The following is a 1,802-nucleotide window of genomic DNA, read 5'->3' on the forward strand; positions in this document are numbered from 1 at the left end:
TGTTAAGCACGCCGCCAGCGTTCGTCCTGAGCCAGGATCAAACTCTCCGCTAAAGGGTTGCCCCTATACGAGAGCCTGTTGGCTCATTATGTCATTCTTGTAAAAGAATTGTGTTCGTTGACCGAAGGATTTTATCCTTCACAACGATGTTGCATCTGGCTTGTTAGTTGTAGGAATCGCTGATAAAATGAAGTCCGTCAGATTGGCGCAGAATTTTTGTCCTGCCAAGGAAACAAACCGGACGCATAGCCGTTGTGCTATGTGGAGGATTTGTTGACACAGGCAGGGCGAAAAGGATGCTCCAAGATGGCGGTGCTGAATTTATCAGTGCTTCCTTAGTTCTAACATGTTTTGCATTGTGTAGTTTTCAGGGTACATCCTGCGCGTTTCAGAGGCTTACGGCTTGCTTTCGTTCCGTGTGTTCCTCATCGGCGCGACTGTCATAATATAACACAGGTGATTGACCTTCGTCAACCCCCTTTTTCAACTTTTTCTCAACTTTTTGTGTGAGTGCTCACATCATATGCGCGAGCAGCACGAGAATAACGCCGGGGATGCCAAGAATACCGACGATGAGTGCCTTGAGAAAGGTAATCTCAATGCCGACGCCAAAGAGGTTGATGACCCACAGGATGATGGCACCGACGATGCTGTTCGTGATGAGTTTCCACAGGATGCGAAACGGCAGTGCAATCAGTTTCCCGAGAATCGCGAATACAACGATGCCAACGGCAATGCCCGCAATAATGTCCAAACTAGATTTCCCTCCTGTTTTCCATAGCGCGCGAAAGGGTCACCTCATCCGCATACTCGAGGTCGCCGCCGACGGGAAGTCCGTGCGCGATGCGTGTGACCCGCACGCCCATCGGTTTGAGCAGTTTTGCAATATACATGGCAGTCGCCTCGCCCTCGACGTTCGGATTGGTCGCAACAATGACCTCCTGTACGTTGGACGTGCCGACGCGCGTGACAAGTTCGCGGATGCGAATATCGTTCGGCCCCACGCCCTCGATCGGCGAGAGTGCGCCATGCAGGACGTGATAAACGCCGTTAAAATCATTCATGCGCTCCATCGCCGCGACATCGGGCGGCTGCTCGACGACGCAGATCGTCGTGTGGTCGCGCTTGTCTGCCATGCAGATGGCGCACGGGTCGCTGTCCGTGAGGTTGAAGCAGGTGGAGCAGAATCCGATCTTCTCCTTCGCCTCGATGATGGCAGAGGCAAGACGGTGCGCCCGTTCCATGTCCATGTCCAGAACATGGTAGGCGAGGCGTGCCGCTGTCTTTGCCCCGATGCCGGGCAGCGCACGAAACTGCTCCATCAGCTGCGTGAGCGGTGCGATTGTGTGCATCAGAGAAGTCCCGGCGGAAGCCCCAAACCGCTCGTGAGTTTGCCCATCTCCTGCGCCATCATCTCGTCAACCTTCTTAGTTGCTTCATTAAATGCCGCCGAGATGAGATCCTGCAGCATTTCGATGTCCTCGGGGTCAACTGCTACAGGAGCAATGACGAGGCTCTGCACCTGCTTCTCACCGTCCATGACGATCTTCACCGCACCGCCGCCGGAGGAGACCTCGACGGTCTTGCGCTTGAGCTCGTCCTGCATCTTCTTCATCTCATTCTGCATCTTCTGGACTTTTTTCATCATACCGGCCATATTGCCGCCGCCATTGAACATAGTAACTCTCCTTTTATATTTAGCAAGATAGAAGCCAAAAGCTATGTGTTGCTCCTAAGCGCCCCCTAGGGAATCGCTGATAAAATGAAGTCTGTCAGATTGGCGTAGATTTTTTCGTCCGAAC

Annotated in this window: 3 protein-coding genes; all 3 read right to left on the reverse strand. The window is 53.1% G+C overall.

Annotated elements, in window-relative coordinates; genetic code table 11:
• Nucleotides 1-514 precede the first annotated feature (514 nt).
• Genes ACO6BQ_RS12525 through ACO6BQ_RS12535 form a run of 3 tightly spaced genes read right to left on the reverse strand, consistent with a single transcriptional unit; the run spans nt 515 to nt 1,678 of the window.
• Nucleotides 515-754: a pro-sigmaK processing inhibitor BofA family protein gene (locus ACO6BQ_RS12525; protein ID WP_488786924.1), complete on the reverse strand. Its 240-nt coding sequence runs from the start codon at nt 752-754 to the stop codon at nt 515-517.
• Nucleotide 755: 1 nt separating this feature from the next.
• Entirely contained in the window at nt 756-1,352 is a 597-nt protein-coding gene (recR, locus tag ACO6BQ_RS12530) for a recombination mediator RecR (protein WP_489121475.1), read from the reverse strand.
• Entirely contained in the window at nt 1,352-1,678 is a 327-nt protein-coding gene (locus tag ACO6BQ_RS12535; RefSeq protein ID WP_489121479.1) for a YbaB/EbfC family nucleoid-associated protein, read from the reverse strand. The genes recR and ACO6BQ_RS12535 overlap by 1 nt, the downstream gene beginning before the upstream one ends.
• Nucleotides 1,679-1,802 lie beyond the last annotated feature (124 nt).

The sequence above is a fragment of the Centipeda sp. (in: firmicutes) genome, assembly GCF_057271695.1.